The sequence below is a fragment of the Silvimonas soli genome, assembly GCF_030035605.1.
Classification (GTDB): Bacteria; Pseudomonadota; Gammaproteobacteria; order Burkholderiales; family Chitinibacteraceae; genus Silvimonas; species Silvimonas soli.
The window spans coordinates 184871-208301 of sequence record NZ_CP106736.1; the positions used below are offsets into that span (position 1 = coordinate 184871).

A 23431-nucleotide genomic window follows, 5' to 3' on the forward strand; every position below is an offset into this window, starting at 1 on the left:
CGCAGCCTGCGTTTTAAATGTCGATCTGACTGATGGCACACAAAAAAGGGCAACCAAACTGGCTTTGGTTGCCCTTTTTTTGCGCCCGCCACCACACACCTGAAAATGTAATGAGAATGATTTGCATTTTTAAAATATTCTGAATAATATTTCGCGATTATTACTCCCTTGCGGAATATTGCTCGATGCTGGTCCCTTTTCTCATCATGCTGCGCGAAGGCATGGAAGCCGCACTGATCGTCGGCATCATTGCCAGTTATCTCAAGCAGTCCGGGCGCGGCCGGTGGATGTCTATGGTGTGGGCCGGCGTGGGTCTGGCATCCGTGCTTTGCCTGGGCGTGGGCTTTGCCATCAACGCCGCTGAAGGCGAATTTCCGCAAAAACAGCAAGAGCTGTTCGAAGCCATTGTCGCCGTGATTGCCGTGGGCATCCTCACCTCTATGGTGTTCTGGATGAAACAAGCGGCGCGCTCCATCAAAGCGCACTTGCATGACTCCATTGATGCCGCGCTGAACAAAGGTAACGGCCAGGCGTGGGCGCTGATCGGCATGGTGTTCTTTGCCGTCGCACGTGAAGGCCTCGAATCTGTCTTCTTTTTGCTGGCGGCATTTCAGCAGGATGTCGGCATCGCGGCACCCATCGGCGCCTTGCTGGGGCTGGCTGTCGCCATTGGCTTGGGAGTAGCCCTTTACCAGGGCGGCATCCGGCTGGATCTGCGCAAGTTTTTCCGCTGGACCGGCATCTTCATCATTTTTGTAGCGGCGGGTTTGTTATCCGGAGCGGTCAAGGCTTTTCACGAAGCGGGTTTGTGGAATGGCCTGCAAGACACGGCATTTAATCTGACCGCCATTCTGCCTTCGGGCAGCACGCTAGGGGTGATTCTGGGTGGCGTTTTTGGTTATCAGGATGCACCGGCGGTAGGCGAACTGCTGGCTTGGGTACTGTTTCTGGTTCCCGCTTTGTATTTCTTCCTGGCTGGCAACAGGCAGCCAAAAACCGCAGCGCGTCCGGCCTGAGCCCGGTGCCAGCGGCTGTAATTTGGCAATAAATCGTTAGCAGTCATTAAGTATCAATATCAAAACAAAATAAACTCGCGAAGGAAATCAGCATGAATGCCCGTTCCGCTCTTAAACCGTCTGCGCTGTGCATGTTGCTCGTTGCCGCAGCTCTGACTGCCTGCCAGAAAACCGAAACCCCTGCGCCTGCTGCCGAGGCGTCTGCCCCAGCATCGGCAGTGGCCGCAGCGCCTGCCAAACCAGCTGAAATTACGGTAACGATTACCGATGCAGGCTGCGATCCCGCCAACCTGACTGTGCCTGCTGGCAAAAGCACATTCAAGATTATCAATAACAGCAAGCAAGCCGTTGAGTGGGAAATCCTCAAGGGCGTGATGGTGGTGGAAGAGCGCGAGAACATTGCACCAGGCTTTACCCAAAGCTTGACGGGCGATCTGGAAGCCGGTGATTACGACATCACTTGCGGCTTGTTGACTAACCCCAAGGGCAAGCTGACCGTAACACCAAACGGCACCCAGGCCGCATCCACCACGCACCCGTCGGTAGATCAGCTGGCTGGTCCGCTTGCTGACTACAAAGCGTATGTAACTGCCGAAGTCACGGCGCTGACCGAAGCCACGACCAAGTTCGTGGCCGCAGTTAACGCTGGCAAGCTGAAAGAAGCCCAGGCGCTGTATGCACCGACCCGCGCCCATTACGAGCGTATCGAACCGATTGCCGAACTGTTCAGCGATCTGGATAAATCCATGGATTCGCGTGCTGACGATTACAAGCAAAAAGAAGCTGATCCAGGCTTTACGGGTTTCCACCGTATTGAATACACACTGTTCGAGAAAAAATCGACCAAAGACCTGAAACCGATTGCCGACAAACTGCTGGCCGACACCCAGGAACTGCAAAAGCGTGTTGAAACGCTGGCCTTCCCGCCCAAGAAGCTGGTGGGTGGCGCGGCAGAACTGATCGAAGAAGTCGCCAAGACCAAGATCAGCGGTGAAGAGGATCGTTACAGCCATACTGATCTGTGGGACTTCCAGGCCAATGTAGACGGCGCGAAGAAGATTTATGACCTGCTGCGCCCATTGGTCGACAAGGCAGACCCGTCACTGTCGCCTAAAATCGACGACAACTTCAAGCAGGTGGACGATTTGCTGGCCAAGTACCGTAAAGGTGACGGTTTCGAGAGCTACGAAAAGGTCAGCGAAGCCGACCGCACAGCACTCAAAGGCCCGATTACCGCTTTGGCTGAAGACCTCTCCAAGCTGCGCGGCACGCTCGGTCTGGATTGATCGCCAGTTATTGATATGACCCGGGCCGTTTCGGCGGCCCGCCCTGCCCGGCCCGTTTTGCCTCGCTTTCCGCTCACGGAAAAAACGGCAAAATATCGCCGGGTTTGTGCCGTTCCAGGCTTGTCTAGCGGCCTGCTTTAGAATCACCTGAAACACGAGATGCACGATCATGAATGACCAGAAACCCCTCCCGCCAGACGCCATTGCCGCTGCCGACGCCAAACCGGCGTCACCTTCCCGTCGCCGACTGCTGTTTGGTCTTGGCGCAGGTGGCGGCGCAGCGGCGCTGGGTGGGCTTGCAGGGGCTGCGGTAACGTTGAACCGGAAACAACCGGAAACAACCAACGAACACCAGCCGTTCTTTGGCGAGCATCAGGCAGGGATCATCACGCCGCAACCGGCGGCAGCATTGGTGGTGTCATTCGATATTCTGGCGCGCAATAAAGCTGAACTGGAACGATTGCTGCGCCTGTTGACTGACCGGGTGGATTTTCTCGCGCGCGGCGGCCCCGCCCCGGAACTGGACCCGCGCCTGCCGCCGCCCGATAGCGGTTTATTGGGGCCGGATATTTTCCCCGACAACCTCACCATGACTGTGTCGCTGGGCGCAGCGGTGTTCGATCAGCGCTTTGGCCTGACTGCACACAAGCCGCTGCATCTGGTCGAAATGGATCAATTTCCCAATGACCAGCTCGACAACGAACTGTGTCATGGCGATTTGCTGCTGCAGATTTGCTCCAACACCGCAGAGACCAACATCCACGCGCTGCGTGACATTGTGAAACACACGCCAGACCTGCTGGCCGTGCGCTGGAAAATGGACGGATTTTTGCCGCCGCATACCCTGCGCAAGATCGGCAAAGAATCCGTGCGCAATCTGCTGGGCTTTAAAGATGGCACTGCCAACGTGGATGCGCAGAACCAGCAATTGATGAATGAACTGGTGTGGGTGAGTAGTAATAGCAAAGAACCGGCATGGGCTGTGGGTGGCAGTTATCAGGTAGTGCGCGTGGTGCGCAATCTGGTCGAACAGTGGGATCGCACGCCGCTGAAAGAACAGCAGCAGATCATCGGCCGTGACAAAGCCACCGGCGCGCCACTGGGCATGGACAAAGAGCATGATGTGCCGGATTTCGCTGCCAACCCGCACAGTGCGCAGGTGCCGATGGACGCGCATATCCGCCTGGCCAACCCACGCACTGAAGCCACCCAGCGCAACCTGATTTTGCGCCGCGGTTATAACTATTCGCGCGGGATTACCAAATCGGGCCAGTTCGATATGGGTTTGCTGTTTGTGGCCTACCAGGCCGATCTGGCGGCCGGGTTTATCACTGTGCAAAATCGTCTCAATGGCGAACCGCTGGAGGAATACATCAAACCGATTGGTGGCGGGTATTTCTTTGTATTGCCCGGGGTAAAGAAATCAGGCGATTTTCTGGGGCAGAGTTTGCTCAGCGCGTGAGCTACAGCCAAGGGCCGCGCACCTTCATCGTCCAACTAAAAAGGTCACCGCAAGGTGGCCTTTTTTAATGGCTTCGCCTGCTCTACCCCGCGCATACATGCCACAAGTCATCAGCGAGTCTGCTACGGTATGAGCACAGCCATGCGGCTGCCAGACTCTTTTTATTGTGCAGGCATGAACCATGACCACCGACGCAAACCCCAATATTTTGACCACTGCCGAAGGGCAACGACTCGCCGGTGACGAAGCCGCATGGCGACGTTGGGGGCCCTATCTGGCCGAGCGGCAATGGGGTACGGTGCGCGAGGACTACAGTGCCGATGGCGATGCCTGGCGTTACTTCCCGCACGAACAAGCACGCAGCCGCGCTTATCGCTGGGGCGAAGACGGCATTGGCGGTTTTTGCGATGAACAAATGCGCTGGTGCCTGTCGGTAGCGTTCTGGAACGGTCAGGACGAAATCATCAAAGAGCGCTTGTTCGGGTTATCCAATCCACAAGGCAACCACGGCGAAGACGTCAAAGAACTCTATTTTCATGAGGATGGCACGCCATCGCATGCCTATATGCGCATGCTCTACCGCTATCCGCAGCGCGCGTTCCCTTATCAGCAACTGATAGCAGAAAACGCCCGGCGCGATGCCAGTCAAGCCGAGTTCGACCTGCTGGATACCGGCATCTTTGCCGAGAACCGCTATTTTGATATCACCATCGAATACGCCAAAGCCGGCCCGGACGATGTGCTACTGAACATCACCATCCACAACGCTGCGGATGTGCCAGCGACACTGGATGTGCTGCCGCAGCTTTGGGCGCGCAACACCTGGTCCTGGGACGAGCCCAACGGGGCCAAACCTGGTTTGCAGCTGGGCGAGAACGGCGTTGTCGCTACCCACGCCGAATTGCCAGCCATGCAGCTCAATGCCGAAGGTCAGCCGCAATGGCTGTTTTGCGAAAACGAAACCAATCCAGCCCTGTTCAACAAGCCAGTCCCCGGCATCTACAAAGATGGCATCAACGACTTTGTGGTCCATAGTGCAGCCGATGCCATTCGCTCCGATCAAGGCAGCAAATGCGCGGCGCGATATCACCTGGATATCCCAACTGGTGGCGACGTTACACTGCGCTTGCGCTGGCGCCCCGCCCAGGCCACCAATCCGCCCTTTGCTGATTTCGGCCAGATCATCACCTCCCGGCAAAACGAAGCGGATGAGTTCTACGCGGTTCTGCAGCGTGGTATCGCCGACGAGGATGCGCGGCTGGTGCAACGCCAGGCGTTGGCGGGGATGCTTTGGTCCAAGCAGTTTTATCTGTTTGACGTGCGCCGCTGGTTGCAGGGCGACAGCGAAGACACGCCACCGCCCGCCCGCTGGCAGGGACGCAATAAAGACTGGCAGCACCTGAGCTGTGCCGACATTCTGTCGATGCCTGATACGTGGGAATACCCATGGTTTGCTGCGTGGGACCTGGCTTTTCATGCAGTGACCTTTGCGCTGGTTGATCCGGCTTTTGCCAAATCACAACTGCTGGCGCTGGTGCAGGAACGCTATATGCATCCCAATGGGCAGATTCCGGCCTATGAGTGGTCTTACGGTGACGTCAATCCGCCGGTTCAGGCATGGGCGACGTGGCGGGTGTTTCAGATGGACACCGCGCTCACCGGCCAGCCAGACCATCTGTTTCTGGAGCGCATCTTTCACAAGCTGCTGCTCAACTTCACCTGGTGGGTAAACCGCAAAGATGCTCAAGGTCGCAATGTGTTCCAGGGCGGCTTTTTGGGGCTGGATAACATCGAGATTTTTGACCGTTCCGCACCGCTGCCTGATGGTGCGGCGCTGGACCAACCCGATGCCACCGGCTGGATGGCCTCCTACGCGCTGACCATGATGCGCATTGCGCTGGAACTGGCTTGCGGCAACCGCGCGTATATCGATATGGCAGTGAAATTCTTCGAGCATTTCTTGTATATCGCTGCCGCCATGTCCGCCCGCGGCGATAACGATCATGATTTGTGGAACGAAGAAGACGGGTTCTTTTACGATCTGCTGCATCTGCCAGATGGCAGCGCTAAACCATTGAAAGTGCGATCATTCGTCGGCATTGTGCCGTTGTTTGCAGTGCATATCCTGGAGTCAGACGTACTGCAAAAACTGCCGGAATTTGCCGAGCGGCTGGACTGGTTTCTCAAGCAGCGCCCCGATCTGACCAATCTGATTTCGCGCTGGACCGAACCCAACGGCAAGGAATTCCGCCTGTTGTCATTGCTGCGCGGCCACCGCACCAAGTGTCTGCTGCGCCGTATCCTCGATGAGAGCGAGTTTTTGTCGGACCACGGCATTCGTTCGGTTTCGCGCCAGTATCTGACGCAACCGTTCCAGTTCAACTTTGGCGGCAAGCAACTGGAATTGCGCTATCTGCCCGCCGAATCCGATTCGCGGCTGTTTGGCGGCAATTCCAACTGGCGCGGGCCGGTGTGGATGTCACTCAATTATCTGCTGGTGGAATCCCTCTACGAATATCACCGCTATTACGGTGAAGACTTCAAAGTGGAATGCCCCACCCGCTCCGGCCAGATGCTGACATTGCGCCAGATCGCCGACTTGCTCTCGCAACGGTTGGCAGGCTTAACGCTGCGCGACCAGAGTGGACGCCGCCCGGTGATGGCGGCGTATCCGGCGCTCTATGCAGATCCGGCGCAATCCGGACGAATACTGTTCCATGAGTATTACCATGGCGACAACGGCAGCGGCCTGGGCGCGGCCCACCAAACCGGCTGGAGCGGTTTGGTGGCGTTATTGCTTCAGCCGCGACGGGAACATGCGCGCGCGGATATCCCGTCTTGTCATTAAGCGTGAAGGTGCTCGGGGGCCGCTAATTGCAGCAGTTGCATGGGCGTCTCGAAGATATGTCGGGGTTGTTCGGCGGCCAGTTCGGCGCGCGAACCATAACCCCAAAGCACGCCAACGCCTGTTAGACCGTTGCGATTGGCCGCGATCAGATCGACCCCGCGGTCGCCCACCATGGCCGAACGCTCGGTGACGATGCCCTGCTCGCGCAAAGCGGCAATTTGCTGCCATTTATGCGTGCCGATTTCTGCGCCGTTCACAAAGCGGAAGAAATCGCTCAAACCAAAACGCTGCACAATCATCTCGGCAAAATCGCCGCGTTTCGAGGTGCACACCGCCATGGGTATCCCGGCCGCTTGCAATGCCGCCAACGCAGCGGGAATCTCTGGATAAAGCATGTTCTCGGCATAGCCAACATCGCCGTAGCGCTCGCGGTACTTGGCCACCAGCGCATGAATATGCGCGCTATCGCTCGAACCCGTTTCGGCAATAAAGCTTTGGTCCAGCGGCGGCCCGATATAGCGAGCGAGTTCGGCCAGCGGTTTGGTGGGATAACCAAAATGCGCGAGCGCGTAGTTCAGGCAATTGCCGATGCCTTCCAGCGGGTCACTTAAGGTGCCATCCAGATCAAACAGAATGAAATCATGCGGGTTTTGCGATGTTGGCATTACTGAGATTCCACAGAAGATTACTGAGGTGATATTGCCGCCTTGGGCGGGCACTAATTTAATCGTGGCAACTTAGACTTCCTGCAGGAGTTTGTAAACGCCAGTGTCTTGCAGCGCCGCCCAGCGCAGCGGTAAGCTGGGCATTGACGCCTCCAGCATGGTCGGAAAAATCTGCAGGTCTCGGGCTTGGGCCGAATGCTATCGAGCTAATCCGGCAGACTCAGATGGGCAGAAATTCCACCAATCAAGCCCGGTCAGGTTTTCCATTTGTCTGAAACTGAATCAGCGACCAACTCCATTTTGCGGGGCAACCCATCCCGACAAAAACACGTAAAGGCTGAAGCAGAAAGGATCACCTCAGGAAGAAACCATCATTTATTGACAAAATCATCCAGAAAAACTGACAGCAAGCTTCGAAAAATCTGGTTGTAGACTGGATTACCTGGCGATCCCCTTCTAGTCTAAAGGCTGTGATTTCTTGTAGCCAGACGGCAAGTGCGTCGCAAACACCGGTCGACCAGGTTGGCCACGATGATTCCATATCAGCTGCATCGTAGCCTGCATTGCAATGATCTTTTGGAGTATCCAGCATGCTAAATAATATCAATTTGCAAAAAGTATTATCGCGGCGCTTGCTCGATGTATTCATTCAAGCGGGCTTGATCGCTGCCCTGGTTGCAGTCTGCTATCAAATTTTTGGCCCTTTCATGACCTTGATGTTGTGGGCGGTCATTCTGGCAGTAACGCTATTTCCGTTGCACCAGAAACTGGCCAATAAACTGGGAGGCAACCAAGGTCGAGCTGCCACGATTATCGTGATTTTGGGCATTTTGCTGATTTTTGTGCCCATGGTCCTGCTTGCCAATTCTCTGGCCGATGCAATTACCAATTCCATTCAAACACTCAAAGAAAACACGGTAACTATTCCGGTGCCGCCGGATTCAGTTGCGGGATGGCCAATCATTGGTAAAAAGGTATACGGGCTATGGAACGCCGCAGCAACCGATCTTCCAGGCTTGATCCAGTCATTTCAGCCCAAAATTGGCGATCTGGCCAAAGCCGGGTTGGGTTTTGTCGCGGGCATAGGTGGCGGCCTGCTGAAATTCCTTGCTTCATTCATTATCGCCGGCGTGATCATGGCGTTTGGACGTGAAGGCCACAAAACCGCGCGAGCCATTAGCCGCCGTTTTGTTGGGCCTGAAAAAGGCGAATCATTTGCAATTTTATCAACAGCAACGATACGTGCGGTGGCACAAGGCGTAATCGGTATCGCGTTCATCCAGGCGACATTGCTCGGCGTGATTTTGATGATTGCGCACGTCCCTTTTGCTGGCGTGCTGGCCATTATTGCTTTGGTACTGGGTATCGCTCAATTACCGGCTTTGCTGATCAGCATTCCCGCAATTGCTTATATCTGGATGAGCGGCAATTATTCAACGGTGCCCGCCATTATCTATTCCATTTTGCTGATTGTGGCGGGCGCTGTCGATAACGTGCTCAAACCCTTGATGCTCGGGCGAGGGGTCGATGCGCCCATGCCGGTGGTGTTGATGGGGGCTTTGGGTGGCATGGTCGCTGCGGGGATTCTGGGGATGTTCGTTGGCGCGGTGCTGCTGGCGCTGGGTTATCAGATATTTATGGACTGGGTGGCCATGCAGCCAGATACCCCGGCTGAACTGGTGGTGCCGGTGGTCGTTGAGGTAAAAGCGGCCGGACAAGAATAAGGTGGCTGAAATTGTGAGCGCAACGGCCAAGCCACTTGCCCGGCGCTGCGCCAGCCTGCTGGTCGCGTTCAGCGTCTCGGCCTGTACAGTGGTGGGGCCGAACTACGTACGCCCCGCTAGCGATATTGCCCCGGACTGGCAGAGCAGCAGCATGGTGCCCGTGCCAAAACAAACGGGCGACATGGCGCAATGGTGGAAGCACTTCAACGACCCGGTCCTCAATGGCTTGATCGACGAAGCATTACGCAAAAACCATTCCGCCAAAATTGCGGCTTTACGAGTCATGGAAGCACGCGCCCAATTGGAAATCGCCGGGAGCAACCTTTACCCGCAACTACAGCAAGCTACCGGCAGTGCGCTCTATGCGGCGCGGCGCCCGTCTGGTGGCGTGACCTCAAGCCAATGGAATTACAGCGCTGGCGTGAATATTGGCTGGGAGCTGGATTTCTGGGGGCGCTTTCAACGCGGTATTGAAGCGGCAGATGCCAATTATCTGGCTTCGCTGGATAGCTACGACGATGCGCAGATTTTGCTGGTAACGCAAACCGCAACGATCTATGCGGCGATTCGTACCCTGGAATCACGTCTGAATATCGTGCATGGCAATGCCGATATTCAAAGACGCAGCCTGGAGATTACCGAGCATCTTTTTAAAAGCGGCAATGAATCCGAACTCGATCTGCAACAAGCCAAAACCCAATACTTGAGCACGGTTGCCAGTATTCCGGCGCTCGAAGCGTCTTTGCGCACCACGCAAAATGCCTTGGCCGTCATTTTGGCCAGGCCGCCGGGCCCGTTACCTGAAATGGCGAGCGGTGTGGGCGTCATTCCGCAAGCAAACCTTTTGATGGTGGCTGACCTGCCCGCCGATTTGCTGCGCCGCCGCCCGGATGTACGGACGGCTGAAATGCAATTGATGGCGCAATCTGCATTGATTGGCGTGGCACAAGCCGATTTGTATCCGTCACTCACTCTGCTCGGGTCATTGGGTGTTTCTGCCGCTTCGATTTCAGGATCACCCACCACTGCAGCTTTGAGTGCGGGTCCAAGCTTTACCTGGAATATCTTTGACTATGGCCGCATCCGGAATAACGTCCGGGTGCAGGACGCGCGTTTCCAGGAACTGGCCGAACTGTACCAGGACAGCGTGTTACAAGCCGCAGGCGAAGTGGATAACGCCGCCGTTTCTTATGCCAAAAGCCTGGAGCAAGTCAGCCTGCTGGACCAAGGCGAAGTGGCGGCCAAGCGCGCGCTGGCTATCGCCAATATTCAATATCGCGAAGGCATGGCGGATTTTGAACGCGTGCTGGATGCCCAGCGCGCCTTGTTTAGTCAGCAAGAACGCGTCGTGACCAACCGGGGCGATGTCGTCGGTAATCTGATTGCGGTTTACAAGGCAATGGGCGGTGCGTGGCAAGTCGCCAGACCAGAGCCGTTCCTGGACGATGCGACGAAAAAGACCATGAAAGAGCGGACTAACTGGGGCGACTTGCTGGATGTGCCCTTGCCTGCCACTGACGCAGATCCCATGACGAGAAAATGATGAGTGACTCAAGTCCTTCACAAGACACCGCGCCTGCAGCCCCAGCGCCACCGGTAATTGAAGTGGCAAAACCCGGGCGCGCCGCACGTCTTGCTCCGCTATTACTGTTGCTGCTCATCATCTTGAGTCTGCTTTGGTATTTTGCGGCCGACCGCATTACGCCTTATTCATCGCAGGCGCGAGTCCAGGCATTCGTCATCCCGGTGGCGCCTGAAGTGGCCGGAATCGTCAAAAAAGTGTTGGTGAAAGACAACGACGACGTACAAAAAAATCAGCCCTTATTTGAAATTGACCCGGGCGAATATCAAATCGCGCTGGATCGCGCCAAGTCTGATTACGAGTCGGCGCGCAAAGGCGTTTCCGCCGCCGCTGCGGGCGTTGACTCAGCCAAAGCCTCATTGCGGGCCGCGCAAGCCAACCAGCTCCAGGCCGAGCAAGACGCGCATCGCCAGGAAACCTTATACGCCGAAGATCCGGGCGCCATTTCGGTCCGTCGGCTGGAAACAGCCCAGGCGGCACGCGAACAGGCCAGAGCCAAAACCGTTGCCGCAGCCGCCGAAGTGGTGCGGGCACAGGAAAGCATGGGTGGTGAAGAAAGCGTCAATGCCAAGATCGCCAGCGCGCGTTCAGCCGTCGCCAAAGCCGAACTAGACATGAAGCAAACCACGGTCTTTGCCCCATCGCGCGGTTTGGTCACGGACTTGCGTGCCGACGTGGGCCAGTTCGCCCAGGCGGGCGCGGCAACCATGACGCTGATCGCCATTCATGATTTATGGATCAGCGCGGAAATGACCGAAAACAACCTGGGGAATGTCAAGGTGGGTGATGCGGTTGGGATCGTTCTTGATGTAATGCCAGGAGAGGTTTTGAAAGGCCGCGTGCGCAGCATTGGTAACGGTGTCAGTTCGGGTAAATCGACGCCAGCCGGAAGCTTGCCGACCATAGAAAACAACCGCGACTGGCTGCGACAAGCGCAGCGCTTTCCCGTCGCGATTGAGTTCTTACCTGAGGAATTAAAACGGATTCATGGCATGCGTGTTGGCGGCCAAGCCGACGTAATGATCTTTACCGGCGAGCGCGGTCTATTGAGCGGCCTTGGTTCAATCTACCTTAGCCTGATGAGCAAGCTGTCGTATGTTTATTGATTCGACCATGCGGCGGTTCGCCATTGATCAACCCAGTCGCTTCGTCTTGCGCTTCGGCCTGGGCGGCGGGCTTGCCCTGGCAGCGGCGTACGGGATGGCCTTGGCGGTGCCGCACGTATCGCTGCTGATCGCCATGCTCTTGCTCAGCAAACCTGGCCCGGCTCTCTCGCCGGTAAAGAGTATCGTCCTTGCCGGTGTGCTGATTCTGCTTATGGGTTCGGGGGTCTTGCTGGTCCCCTTGCTGCAACACTACGCCGTTGCTGCAGTGTTGTTGATTGCGCTGGGGCTGTTTGTCATTTTCTATGTGGGTACCAGGAAGTCGCATCCTTTATTGAGCTTGCTGATTGTTACTTTCACGCTGATCCCGGTTGCTGGAATACAGGAACAGGCGCTTGCCCTGGCGGTGGTTCACGCATTGGCCGGTGGCGTAATTCTGGGCGCGGCCATTGGCACGCTTATGCATGTAGTTCTACCCAACCTTCGCGTTTTGGCGCCACCCAAGCCGGTGAAGCCCGACGTCGAGGCTGCGGTATGGCTTGCGTTGCGCGGCGTAATCATCATTTTGCCGGTGCTGATATTGGCTTTACAAAACCCTTCGCTTTATATGGCCGCGATTATGAAAACGGCGACCTTGGGGCAACAGGCAGAATCGCTGCACGCAAAAGAAGCCGGACGAGAATTGCTTGGGTCAACTTTTCTTGGCGCGCTGCTGGCCTTGCTGGTCTGGTGCGGCTTGAGCCTGTGGCCATCGTTATGGATGTATACGCTGTGGATGACACTGGCTTTTTGCTGGTTGGGCTTGCGGCTATATCGCATCCATCCGAGCAGTTATCCGCCCTCGTTCTGGATGAACACGATGATTACGCTGGTCATTTTTTTGGGTCCGGCCGTGCAAGACAGCGCTAATGGCAAGGATGTGCTCACTGCGGCATTGATACGCCTGGCCCTATTTGCCGGAATTGCACTGTATGCCTGGGGCGCGATTTATGTCCTGGAGCAAGGCCGAATGAGGCTTCGTCCAACATTAAAACGCACTGGAGTTTGATATGTTGCTGAATTTGCTGGTCGGTTTGCCAATGGTGTTGCTGTGCCTGATATTGCAGGTTGCCGTAATGGGTTTCTGCGTGCGCTATTACTTTCAACACGTAGCCAGACTAGGCAGGGCCCAATTAATGAGCGGCGGGTTAAAGGCATTGTTTGTATTGATGATATTGCTGATGATTGGCAATTTTTTCCAGATATTTGTCTGGGGATTACTATTTGTGCAGTTGGGCGAATTCACCGATCTGTATGATGCCGTTTTCCATTCGGGCGTCAATTTCACTTCGCTGGGATATGGCGATCATGTCATGAGCAAACAGTGGAAATTGCTCGGCCCGCTTGAAGCCGGCAATGGCATTTTAATGTTTGCCATGACTGCCTCAATGATTATGGTGGTATTGCAGGACATGATAAAAACCAGCGTTAAATATCCCGGCTCAAATGAATAATGCCGCCTGACCAATAAATCCGCTTGCCGTTGCTGCCAATACAATTAATCGGCAAATACTTCCTGATATAGCCCTTGCGCCAGCAAGGTACCAATCGGTACCGGGCAGAAATAGGCCCATGCCTGAACCACGGAGCCATCGCCTCTCTGCACCGCAATCTGCTGGCGCATATACCACTCTGGATGGCGCTCCAGTACGTCCAGATGCGCTAATTGGGCTGCATCGACATGGTACAGCTCGCCTTGCACCGGATAACGCGGCTCGCTCTTGTACAGAAACGGAATGCGCTGATCCAGATAAAGGGCATAACTTGCCACCGTCTGCGCCTGCCCCAGGCAAGGTGTGCCGCGCATCCAGTGATGATTGCGACAGCCTTGTTTGAGCGTGCCATAGACAAATACATAACCCGCTTCCGCGATGGTGGATGTTGCTTCAGTATCTGTCATGGTTTTTGGCGGGGAGGTTGCTGGGTAGATCGAACGGCTTGTTGTCCATATCGTCGCTGTTTGTGGACGAGGCGCCAGTGGTCTTGTCAGCGTTGACGGCGGGTTGCGACGACATGCCAGTGTCTGCAGAAGTGGCCGAGGTGCTCGTAGCTGCAGCCTTCGGCGAAGCTGCAGTGTCATCCGCGGTTACCGGCACCTGACTCACCGGCGGCACATCCGCCGTTGCCATAACCAGCGGCGAGCTGGCGCGGCAATCGCCATCGGCAAAACACACTTCAACCGCCACGCGAGCTGGAGTCTGGTCGCGCAAGATACGAATCTGCCCGCAATAACTGCGCGTACTGACTACGCTCTGCCGCGATTCCACTACGCCTTGATTGCAAATCGCCGCCTGCTTTTGCACTCCGCCCAATGGCGCGTTAGCATCGGCATCCAGCAATTGCCAGCTCACCGGTGCATTGGTCGCGGCAGCGAGCGGTAGCGACCAAGCCAGGATGTAGGAGTCGGCCGTGCCGCTGTTAATAGCCAGTTGCGGCATGGTGGGCGATGGCGAAGTACTGACCACTTCCAGCGGGTACGGGTCGCTCGAAGCGCAGGCCAACTTGCTGCACAAACGCACACTCAACACGTGCTTGCCCGGTGCCAGACCACTGATCGTGGTGCTTGCGGACTGACTGTTGGGGGTGTCTTCGGTAAACGATGCGGATTCATACAGCACTTTGCGCTGATCCAGCACCTGCCAGTAATGACCAGGCGTGCCCCACCACAGATGCCAGTCAATTTTCACCGGCTCACCGGTAGTCACAGCGGGTAACCAGTCGATAGCGGGCGCCGAAGGTTTTTCGTCTTTTTTCTCGGCACCAACCCAGGTACTGGCATGAAGTGGCGTGCAAGCGGGCTCGCCGTCAGGGCCGGTATTGCATAAGCGCACCAGCAGATCGTGCCGCCCGGTAGCCATATCGGTAAGGGTATAGACGCCGCTTTGGACAGAGATCGCCTTGGCCGCGCTGTCCTTGCTGGTGAGCAGCGTGCGCTGGGTAAACGTCTGGCTGCGCATGCGCAGTTCGCCGTTGTCCCAGACTTCCCAATACTGGGCAGTGGTCCCGAAGTTGATATCCCAGCCTAGCGTGACGCGATTACCTGGCAAACTCGCTGGGACTTCATCCAGCGCCGGGCGGATTGGCGGCTCTACCGACGCTGCCGGGTATTGGTCGCCCGAATACTGCATAGTCGGCAATGGCTGAATGGATGGATCGTTGGCGGGCGCTGCCGGCGTGGTGTCTATGTCAATGCAATCGAGCATGCCGCCAGTGGCCGGCTTGCAGGCGCGCTCACCCGCAGCGGCGGCCTCTTGTGGCGTCATGATCACGGCCCGCGCTGGAGCGGCACTCAGCGCCACCAGGACCAAAGGGACAACGGAAAGCAGCGGCGAAAGCTTGGGCAAATCCACAATCTCCTTTGCGTCAGCGTCAGCGCTGACCGGGTTTATTCGCAGTGATCCAGTTGTAGTTGCAAAGTCCGTTCGCCACGAAACTCATTGATCGAGATCGAAAACACGGCGGTGACCGTGGCAGGCAGCGGGTCCGCATGTTGAAAACGGATGCCGTCCAGCACCAGACCGAACCGCGTAGCCAGCTTGACCTTGAGATGTCGTTCGCCCACCACGCGCTGTTCCAGCACACGAAACTCGTCATGAAAACGTGGCGCCGGAAAACCTTGCCCCCACACCTGGCTATCGAGTTTGGTCACGATATCCATGTTGTAGCTTTCTTCGGGCAAAGCGCCATCGGTTTCGATAATGCGTTCCAGCGCCGAAGATGGCATCAGTTCACGACACACGGCCTCAAACGCCTGCTGGAAGCGGCCAAAATCCTCGGCGCGCAAGCTCAAACCGGCGGCCATGGCGTGGCCGCCGAATTTCAGAATCAATCCTTCGTGGCGCTTGGAAACCAGGTCCAGCGCATCGCGCAAATGCAAACCGGGAATGGAACGCCCCGAGCCCTTGATCTCGCCTTCGCCGCCATCTGCGAACACCAGCGTGGGCCGGTGAAACCGGTCTTTCACGCGTGAAGCCACAATGCCGACCACGCCTTGATGCCAATCGGCTTGATACAGCGAAATGCTCCAGGCATCGTCAACGTTGACCGTGGTGAGGATCGCCTCGGCCTCGTCACGCATGCCGGCTTCGATATCGCGACGGGCGCGGTTCATCTGGTCCAGTTCTTGTGCCAGCGGCAGCGCACCGCTCTCGCTGCCAGCCAGCAAACAAGCGATACCCAGACTCATGTCGTCCAGCCGTCCGGCGGCATTCAAGCGTGGCCCCAGCGTAAAGCCCAGATCAAAACAGGTGGCTCGGCGCGGATCACGCCCAGCGGCAGTAAATAGCGCCAATACACCGGCGCAGGCCCGCCCGGCCCGCATGCGCTTCAAACCTTGTTCGACCAGAATGCGGTTGTTGGTATCCAGTTTGACCACGTCAGCCACTGTTCCCAGTGCCACCAGGTCCAGCAATTGGCCCAGATTGGGTTCCGGTTGATCGCCAAACACGCCGCGCTGGCGCATCTCGGCCCGCACCGCCATCAGTACGTAGAACATCACGCCGACACCGGCCAGATTTTTGGAGGGGAATGTGCAACCCGGCTGATTGGGGTTAACAATCAGCGCATCGGGCAGATGATCGCCGGGCAAATGGTGATCGGTAATCAGCACGTCAATGCCGCGCGCCTTGGCGGCCAGCACACCAGCCACGCTGGCGATGCCGTTATCCACAGTCAGGATCAGATCGGGCAGTTTTTGCGCTGCCAACTCAACAATTTCTGGCGTCAATCCGTAGCCATATTCAAAGCGATTGGGCACCACAAAATCGATGGTCGCCCCGAGCATGCCCAAGCCTTTCAGGCCGACGGCGCAAGCCGTGGCGCCATCGGCATCGTAGTCGGCCACGATCAGAATCCGCTCGCTGCTGGCAATGGCATCAGCCAGACGTTTGGCGGCTTCCACTATCCCCTTGAGTGAGGTAAATGGCAGCAAGCGGGCAAGATCGTGCTCCAGTTCCGCTTTGCCCAGAATGCCGCGTGCCGCGTACAGCCGCGCTTCCAGCGTAGAAAACCCGTCGGCGCGCAAAGTGGTTTCAAGGTCGGCCGGAATGGGACGGGGCTGGATACGGGGCATGGCTGGATTGATCGCTTTCTGAGTTGGGGTTGGTCGTGAATGGGCCGTTATGTGTGCTGATTTACCACGGCAATCGTGGGCGTCGCCAAAAGCGCCAACGCAGGCTGCGATTGGCTTCAACCGCGAGACCGATTTCTGGAAAGCTCAACGCCACCGAATCAAGCCGACCTGCCCGCAATTGCTCCAGCAACGGCGCAAACCAGTTGCTTTCCAGTTTTTGCCAGGTAGTGCGCCAGCCGTGCGGGTCGTTGGCGATCAATTCATCGCCCAAGACATCCAGCACCACCATGGCGTCGTGTCTGGGCAGCTCGCTGGCGTGTGCAGGCAACGCCGCAGTTTTGCCCTGCCCCGCTTTGACCAAAGCTTGTAATACCGGATCGTCGCCCAGCACCCATTGTTCCGGCACTACTGGCTTGCGTGGCAAAGGCCAGTCGCCGCCGCCCCACAGCCAGATGCTGTTAATCGACGGCTCGCCACGCGCTTCGCGCTGGTCATTGACCGGATTGGTATAAAACAGCATCTGGATTTCATTGAGCGCGCGATGCCATTGCAAGGCATCCGGCCCTTTGGGCAGGAACGGATCAATATTGCGTCCGATCACCGCGTCTATGGGCGTGCAGCGCAACTGCGGGTCCAGCGGCAAACGCAAGTACCAGCGCTGCGGTGTGGGCGCAAAAAACTCGTAACCATCGTCTTTGAACAGCCCGTTGAGACTGCTGATCAACGCATCGGCATCGGCTTGGGTAATGTCAAAACTGCGGCCATCCTGCAAAGACAATTGATCGCGCCCGACATGCAAATGCACCGGGTCAGCACGCAACCAGTAACCAGGCTCGGCACCCGGAAAATCCACGCCCAAGGTGAGCGGTGCCACCGGTAATGAGCGCAAGCCAAAACGCTCGCTCAACCAGGCGTGCCATTGCTGTTTTTTGCCCGGCAGACGTTGTCCGCGCGCAATCAGCGTCGCGAGCGCCGGCAGTTGTAAATTCGCAATGATTTGCGATTGCAGGTCGACATCCGGCCAGATGCCGTGAGGAATGACAAGGTGATAGTGCATGGCGCGGATTTTAGCACGCCATGCACCGGACTACGGCGGAGTTGCGCCGCGCGCCAAGACGCTCAGGGGCGCTGATCAGTCGAGGGTTTTTCCCACAGATTGACGCCGCTTTCTACTGCGTATTTGTCGATTTCGTTGAGTTCATCAATGGTGAACTCCAGCTTTTGCAACGCGGCCACGTTCTCTTTGATTTGCTCCGGGCTGCTCGCGCCAATCAGCGCGGTCGTCACCCGCGCATCACGCAGAATCCAGGCCAGCGCCATTTGCGCCAGACTTTGCCCACGACGTTTGGCAATCTCGTTCAGCGATTTCACCCGGGCGATGTTTTCTTCGTTCAGATGCGACTTTTGCAGCGAGCCACCACCTTCGTTATTTACGCGGGCGTGTTCAGGGATGCCGTTGAGATACTTGTCGGTCAGCAAGCCTTGCGCCAGCGGTGTAAACGCAATACAGCCGGTACCTTCGCCGGCCAATACGTTCAGCAAGCCATGTTCTACCCAGCGGTTGAGCATGTTGTAGGACGGTTGGTGAATCAGCAGCGGAATTTTCCATTCGCGCAGCAAAGCGGCCATTTCCTGGGTTTTGTTGGGCGAATAAGAGGAAATCCCCACATACAAGGCTTTGCCTTGCTGCACGGCGGTTGCGAGCGCACCGGCGGTTTCTTCTAGTGGCGTGTCCGGATCAAACCGGTGCGAATAAAAGATATCCACGTAATCCAGGCCCAGTCGCTGCAGGCTTTGATCCAGGCTGGCCAGCACATATTTGCGTGAACCACCACCTTGCCCGTACGGCCCAGGCCACATATCCCAACCGGCTTTGCTGGAAATGATCAATTCATCGCGATACGGCCGGAAATCCTCTTTGAATATCTGACCGAAATTGGACTCCGCACTACCGTACGGTGGACCATAGTTGTTGGCCAGATCGAAATGGGTAATGCCCAGATCAAACGCGGTATGCAGCATCTCTCGCTGGCGTTCAATCGCGGTAGTGCCGCCGAAGTTGTGCCACAAACCCAGCGACAACGCGGGCAGTTTGAGGCCGCTTTTACCGCAAGTGCGGTAAACCATTTGATCGTAACGGGATTGAGCAGCAACGTAGGCCATGACAAGGAACTCCGCAGAGTGATGTTGAAGGACGAAACCGGAAAAAAGTCGGTAATTGAAGCTATGCCTGCACAGACAGCCGCGGGTGCAGAATGTTGCAATATGTGCACGCGAGTTCAGCGTTGCCCAGCGCAGTGCCGTCAGCCCCTGTTGGTCTGCATGATGGCATGTGGATCGCTTGCAAATGCAATTATCTGGCCACCAATTATGCCCGGATTGCGATTCGTGCCCTGCGCCTCACGGGCAACTTGCAGCGGGTGGTGGATAAAGAAAAGGCCGCATTTAGCGGCCTTTTTCTGTCATGCAATCACACCCATCGGGCGATCAGGTTTTTGGCAAAGTCACGCCAATCTGGCCTTGGTATTTGCCGCCGCGATCGCGGTAACTGGTTTCGCACACGTCATCTTCATCGGCTTCGAAGAACAGTACCTGCGCCACGCCTTCGTTGGCGTAAATCTTGGCGGGCAGCGGCGTGGTGTTGGAGAACTCCAGCGTTACGTAGCCTTCCCATTCGGGCTCAAACGGCGTCACGTTCACGATAATGCCGCAACGGGCGTAGGTCGATTTACCCAGACACACCGTCAGCGCATTACGCGGAATGCGGAAGTATTCCACGGTACGGGCCAGCGCGAACGAGTTCGGCGGGATGATGCAGTAACCCTTGCCCGAGACATCCACAAAGCTGTTTTCATCGAAGTTTTTTGGATCAACGATGGTGGAGTTCAGGTTGGTGAACACTTTGAATTCATCGGCACAGCGGATGTCGTAGCCGTAGCTGGACGTGCCATACGAAACGATGCGCTCGCCGTTGACTTCCTTGACCTGACCTGGAATGAACGGCTCGATCATCCCGTGCTCCTGGGCCATGCGGCGAATCCACTTATCGGACTTGATACTCATCGTTGTCACACCATCTACACAAAATGGTGGTTATTGTAACTGTGCTTGGGGCCGACGTGTGAGATCAAGTCCGGATGGCACCCGAATGTTTGCCCCCGGGCAATGGCATGGCTTGATGGCGATGCGGCATTTTTACAAAACTCATTTATCTTCCTTGCTGCTTATGACTGCATTGACCAGAATGAAGTCAGAGGGGCAAGCATCCCGAAAAATAACGGAGAACTATCGATGCTCAATGAAACCTGCCCGTCTTTTGAATTGCCCATGACGGGTGGTACGACATTCAATCCGGCCTCGCTGCTCGGCGAAGCCTTTGTGCTCTACTTCTATCCGAAGGACAGCACTCCTGGTTGCACCGTTGAAGGTGGCGACTTCCGCGATCATCACGCTGCGTTTGCCGCAGCGGGCGCCAAAGTCTTCGGCATCAGCCGCGACAGCATCAAATCCCACGAAAACTTCAAAGCCAAAATGGCGTTCCCGTTCGAGTTGATCTCAGACCCGAACGAAGTCGCCTGCGCGGCCTTTGGCGTGGTGAAAATGAAGAATATGTACGGCAAGCAAGTGCGCGGTATCGAGCGCAGCACCTTTGTGATCAACAAGGAGGGGAAAATCGCCCACGAGTGGCGCGGGGTAAAGGTACCCGGCCATGTGGAAGCAGTGCTCAGCGTTGTGCAGGGCCTGAAATAAGGGGAAACGGCCTGCACGGGCCGTTTTTTATTGGTACCGCATCACCCGGTTTTCATTTCGCCCGTCTACAAGGAGAGCCTTATGGCCGCTCGCAAGTCGAAAAAAGCTGAGGATTCAAAGTTGTTCGTGCTGGACACCAATGTGATGATGCACGATCCAACCTCGATCTTTCGCTTTGAAGAGCATGACCTCTTTCTACCGATGATGACGCTGGAAGAGCTGGACGGGAACAAGAAAGGCATGACAGAAGTGGCCCGCAACGCCCGTCAGACCAGTCGTTTTATCGAAGAGTTGATTGCGGGCCGAGAAGAAGATTTGCATGCCGGTGTATCGCTGGCCGATGCCAGTAAAGGCCAGGCCAGCGGTCGTTTGTTCTTGCAGACCGAAGCCATCACCAGCGTGCTGCCCTCCCAATTGCCCATGGGCAAAGCCGACAACCAGATTCTGGGCGTCGTGCATCACCTGCAGCAAATGCAGCCCAAGCGTCAGGTCATTCTGGTGTCCAAAGACATCAACATGCGCATCAAGGCGCGTGCGCTGGGCCTGGCCGCCGAAGACTATTTCAACGACAAAGTGCTGGAAGATACCGACCTGCTGTACACCGGCATGCGCGAGATCGACCAGTCGTTCTGGGAGAAAAACGGTAAGGATCTGGAGAGCTGGCAAGAAGGCGGCCGCAGCTACTGGCGCCTGAAAGGCCCGGATGTCATCGACCTTTACCCCAACCAGTTGTTGTTCCAGCAAGGCGAGCGCCCGCTCGCCGCCCGCGTGGTTGAGCTGGAAGGCAAAACCGCCAAGATTGAAAGTCTCAAAGATTACTCGCACCAGAAAAATGCCATCTGGGGCGTAACAGCGCGCAACCGGGAGCAAAACTTTGCGCTGAACATGCTAATGAATCCGGACGTGGATTTTGTCTCGCTGCTAGGCCAGGCCGGTACCGGTAAAACGCTGCTGACACTGGCGGCAGGTCTGGTACAAACGCTGGAATCCAAGATTTACTCTGAAATCATCATGACCCGGGTCACCGTACCGGTGGGCGAGGACATTGGCTTTCTGCCCGGGACCGAAGAAGAAAAGATGCAGCCGTGGATGGGCGCGCTGGAAGACAACCTGGATGTGCTCAACCAGACCGATGCCGAAGCAGGCGACTGGGGCCGTGCTGCTACGCGTGATCTGATTCGCAGCCGTATCAAGGTCAAATCACTCAACTTCATGCGCGGGCGTACTTTCCTCAACAAGTTCCTGATCATTGATGAGGCGCAAAACCTGACACCCAAGCAGATGAAGACGCTCATCACCCGCGCCGGTCCCGGCACCAAGGTGGTGTGTCTGGGCAATATCAGCCAGATTGATACGCCCTACCTCACCGAGGGTTCATCGGGCCTGACCTACGTGGTGGATCGCTTCAAGATCTGGACCCACTCGGGGCATATCACCTTGCAACGCGGCGAGCGTTCACGCCTGGCGGATTACGCGGCAGAAACGCTGTAAACCTGGTCATTTACTTATCATCACAACAACGGGCCGCGAGGCCCGTTTTTCATTGCAAGCTTATGATTTTCTGAGAAATACTTTTATTTCAGCAAAAAAGCGCGCCTGCCAAGCCTGTTGCAAGCATTGTGATTACACCAGGAAAAGCCTTCAGCGCTGTTTCTTTATGCTGCAACACAGCAATTTTTCAGTTACATGACAGTTTCACTCCATCGCCTTTCGCAGCTGACGAACGGTGATAACCCGACTTTCGCAAAGCAAGCAAATTGGCCGATTTACTTGCCAAGGCAAACAAGTCGGGGACTAGCCCCGCAACATACCGGCGTGTAGGCTTTGCGCTGATCAGTCGCACCGATCCAGAACCCAGGGGGGTATTCATCGAAAAGATGAATAACCGGTTCCGCGACTGGCACAACAACAAGGTGGGAGATCAATGCCAACGATCAAGATTCATCGTCAAGGCGCGCTGGGCCGTCAGCCGCGCATGTTGCTGGATGGACATCCACTCGGCCATACCATGCCGGGCAATTGCCTGAGCGCCCCGCTGCCACCCGGGCGCCATACGCTGCAAGCGCAACTGGATTGGGGTAAAACACCGCCGCTGGTATTTGATACCGATGGCGAAGAAATGCATTTCACTGTCAAAAGCAATATGCATGGCTGGAAGTTGCTGTTCGCACCGTTCTATCTGTTTGCGCCATACAACGCGTTGGTGGTTGAGCAGCGCCACTAAGCGGTTTGATGCATCGCATCATGCGTACAGATAACGAAAAGGCCCGGTTTTCCGGGCCTTTTCTGTTGTTGGCTGCTACTTCGCCTGGCCTGTTTAGCCCGCGTTACGTTCCAGCACCACAAAATACTTTTTCACCGGCTCGACCACTTCAAACTGGCCTTTGAAGCCAGCCGGGATAACCAGCGCCTCACCCGCCCGCACTTCCACCACCCCGCCGTTTTCATCATGCACGCGGGCCAGGCCTTCGATGATGCTGAAGAACTCTTCTTCATTCGGGCCAAACTCAATCCGCCAACTACCCGGCTCGGACGCCCAGATTCCGCTCGAAAATTCTTTGGATGCATTTTCGTAGTGCAGCCAGGTGGTGCGCTGTGGGTTGCCAGACACCAGACGCTCCGGCCGGGGATGATCAACGATGGCTTGCGGCGACTGCTGGGAGAAGGCGATGACTTTCACAATTATTCCTTTTTAATCAAAAAATTAGATCAGAAATCAACCACTGGATATGCAATTGGTATTAACGTTTTCCCTGACAGTACTTTCGACAATGTTGTCAGCCAAGGGCACGGATCATGCTTTTAATCACCCATATAAACTGCCACGTGCCTTGCTGCACCATGTTTTATCAACGGTCTGCAGTCCTGGCTGAGCATGCCGCAAG

At 56.2% G+C, this 23431-nt stretch carries 20 protein-coding genes; 12 read left to right on the top strand and 8 right to left on the bottom strand.

All coding sequences use genetic code 11. From position 1 onward, the window contains the following. Positions 1-185 precede the first annotated feature (185 nt). The 4 genes from efeU (at position 186) to N7220_RS00800 (ending at position 6612) form a co-directional block, all read left to right on the top strand. A complete protein-coding gene (gene efeU, locus N7220_RS00785) occupies positions 186-1016 on the top strand; it encodes an iron uptake transporter permease EfeU (RefSeq protein ID WP_283149569.1) in 831 nt (276 codons plus the stop codon). Between the two features lie 92 nt (positions 1017-1108). Continuing rightward, complete coding sequence (gene efeO, locus N7220_RS00790; protein WP_283149570.1) at positions 1109-2302, top strand: iron uptake system protein EfeO; 1194 nt, start codon at positions 1109-1111, stop codon at positions 2300-2302. 169 nt (positions 2303-2471) lie between these two features. Then, the gene (gene efeB / locus N7220_RS00795) at positions 2472-3764 is read left to right on the top strand and encodes an iron uptake transporter deferrochelatase/peroxidase subunit (protein WP_283149571.1); all 1293 of its coding nucleotides are present in this window, start codon (positions 2472-2474) and stop codon (positions 3762-3764) included. A gap of 181 nt (positions 3765-3945) precedes the next feature. Further along, positions 3946-6612: an MGH1-like glycoside hydrolase domain-containing protein gene (locus tag N7220_RS00800; protein WP_283149572.1), complete on the top strand. Its 2667-nt coding sequence runs from the start codon at positions 3946-3948 to the stop codon at positions 6610-6612. Here the strand turns inward: N7220_RS00800 and N7220_RS00805 are convergent. Then, positions 6609-7277 (bottom strand): HAD hydrolase-like protein, encoded by a 669-nt coding sequence (locus tag N7220_RS00805; RefSeq protein WP_283149573.1) that lies wholly within the window; start codon positions 7275-7277, stop codon positions 6609-6611. The genes N7220_RS00800 and N7220_RS00805 overlap by 4 nt on opposite strands. Before the next feature lie 590 nt (positions 7278-7867). Here N7220_RS00805 and N7220_RS00810 point away from each other — a divergent pair. The 5 genes from N7220_RS00810 to N7220_RS00830 are packed head-to-tail and all read left to right on the top strand — an operon-like array spanning position 7868 to position 13179. Then, a complete protein-coding gene (locus N7220_RS00810; RefSeq protein ID WP_283149574.1) occupies positions 7868-9001 on the top strand; it encodes an AI-2E family transporter in 1134 nt (377 codons plus the stop codon). Position 9002: 1 nt separating this feature from the next. Beyond that, positions 9003-10544, top strand: coding sequence for an efflux transporter outer membrane subunit (locus N7220_RS00815; protein ID WP_283149575.1), 1542 nt, complete (start codon positions 9003-9005; stop codon positions 10542-10544). Further along, positions 10544-11689: an HlyD family secretion protein gene (locus tag N7220_RS00820; RefSeq protein ID WP_283149576.1), complete on the top strand. Its 1146-nt coding sequence runs from the start codon at positions 10544-10546 to the stop codon at positions 11687-11689. The genes N7220_RS00815 and N7220_RS00820 overlap by 1 nt, the downstream gene beginning before the upstream one ends. Continuing rightward, positions 11679-12734: a DUF2955 domain-containing protein gene (locus tag N7220_RS00825; protein ID WP_283149577.1), complete on the top strand. Its 1056-nt coding sequence runs from the start codon at positions 11679-11681 to the stop codon at positions 12732-12734. The genes N7220_RS00820 and N7220_RS00825 overlap by 11 nt, the downstream gene beginning before the upstream one ends. Before the next feature lies 1 nt (position 12735). After that, positions 12736-13179 carry an ion channel gene (locus tag N7220_RS00830; RefSeq protein WP_283149578.1) on the top strand — a complete coding sequence of 148 codons (444 nt, stop codon included), beginning with the start codon at positions 12736-12738 and terminating at the stop codon, positions 13177-13179. Between the two features lie 44 nt (positions 13180-13223). On the opposite strand, the gene N7220_RS00835 is transcribed toward N7220_RS00830, so the two are convergent. The 6 genes from N7220_RS00835 to dcd form a co-directional block, all read right to left on the bottom strand. Next, on the bottom strand, positions 13224-13625 hold the full coding sequence (locus tag N7220_RS00835) for a gamma-glutamylcyclotransferase family protein (protein ID WP_283149579.1): 402 nt from the start codon (positions 13623-13625) through the stop codon (positions 13224-13226). Continuing rightward, on the bottom strand, positions 13612-15069 hold the full coding sequence (locus N7220_RS00840) for a chitinase N-terminal domain-containing protein (protein ID WP_283149580.1): 1458 nt from the start codon (positions 15067-15069) through the stop codon (positions 13612-13614). The genes N7220_RS00835 and N7220_RS00840 overlap by 14 nt, the downstream gene beginning before the upstream one ends. A 41-nt stretch (positions 15070-15110) precedes the next feature. Next, positions 15111-16796: a single-stranded-DNA-specific exonuclease RecJ gene (gene recJ / locus N7220_RS00845; RefSeq protein WP_283149581.1), complete on the bottom strand. Its 1686-nt coding sequence runs from the start codon at positions 16794-16796 to the stop codon at positions 15111-15113. Between the two features lie 61 nt (positions 16797-16857). Further along, positions 16858-17853 carry a hypothetical protein gene (locus N7220_RS00850; RefSeq protein WP_283149582.1) on the bottom strand — a complete coding sequence of 332 codons (996 nt, stop codon included), beginning with the start codon at positions 17851-17853 and terminating at the stop codon, positions 16858-16860. A gap of 62 nt (positions 17854-17915) precedes the next feature. Beyond that, on the bottom strand, positions 17916-18959 hold the full coding sequence (mgrA, locus tag N7220_RS00855; protein WP_283149583.1) for an L-glyceraldehyde 3-phosphate reductase: 1044 nt from the start codon (positions 18957-18959) through the stop codon (positions 17916-17918). A gap of 324 nt (positions 18960-19283) precedes the next feature. After that, positions 19284-19859, bottom strand: a complete 576-nt coding sequence (gene dcd / locus N7220_RS00860) for a dCTP deaminase (RefSeq protein ID WP_283149584.1) — start codon at positions 19857-19859, stop codon at positions 19284-19286. 228 nt (positions 19860-20087) lie between these two features. Here dcd and N7220_RS00865 point away from each other — a divergent pair, with 228 nt between their 5' ends. The 3 genes from N7220_RS00865 (at position 20088) to N7220_RS00875 (ending at position 22770) form a co-directional block, all read left to right on the top strand. After that, positions 20088-20546: a peroxiredoxin gene (locus tag N7220_RS00865; RefSeq protein ID WP_283149585.1), complete on the top strand. Its 459-nt coding sequence runs from the start codon at positions 20088-20090 to the stop codon at positions 20544-20546. An 81-nt stretch (positions 20547-20627) separates the two neighbouring features. Next, the gene (locus N7220_RS00870; RefSeq protein ID WP_283149586.1) at positions 20628-22037 is read left to right on the top strand and encodes a PhoH family protein; all 1410 of its coding nucleotides are present in this window, start codon (positions 20628-20630) and stop codon (positions 22035-22037) included. Between the two features lie 433 nt (positions 22038-22470). After that, positions 22471-22770 (top strand): hypothetical protein, encoded by a 300-nt coding sequence (locus N7220_RS00875; RefSeq protein WP_283149587.1) that lies wholly within the window; start codon positions 22471-22473, stop codon positions 22768-22770. Between the two features lie 93 nt (positions 22771-22863). On the opposite strand, the gene N7220_RS00880 is transcribed toward N7220_RS00875, so the two are convergent. Then, positions 22864-23226 carry a cupin domain-containing protein gene (locus N7220_RS00880; RefSeq protein WP_283149588.1) on the bottom strand — a complete coding sequence of 121 codons (363 nt, stop codon included), beginning with the start codon at positions 23224-23226 and terminating at the stop codon, positions 22864-22866. Positions 23227-23431 lie beyond the last annotated feature (205 nt).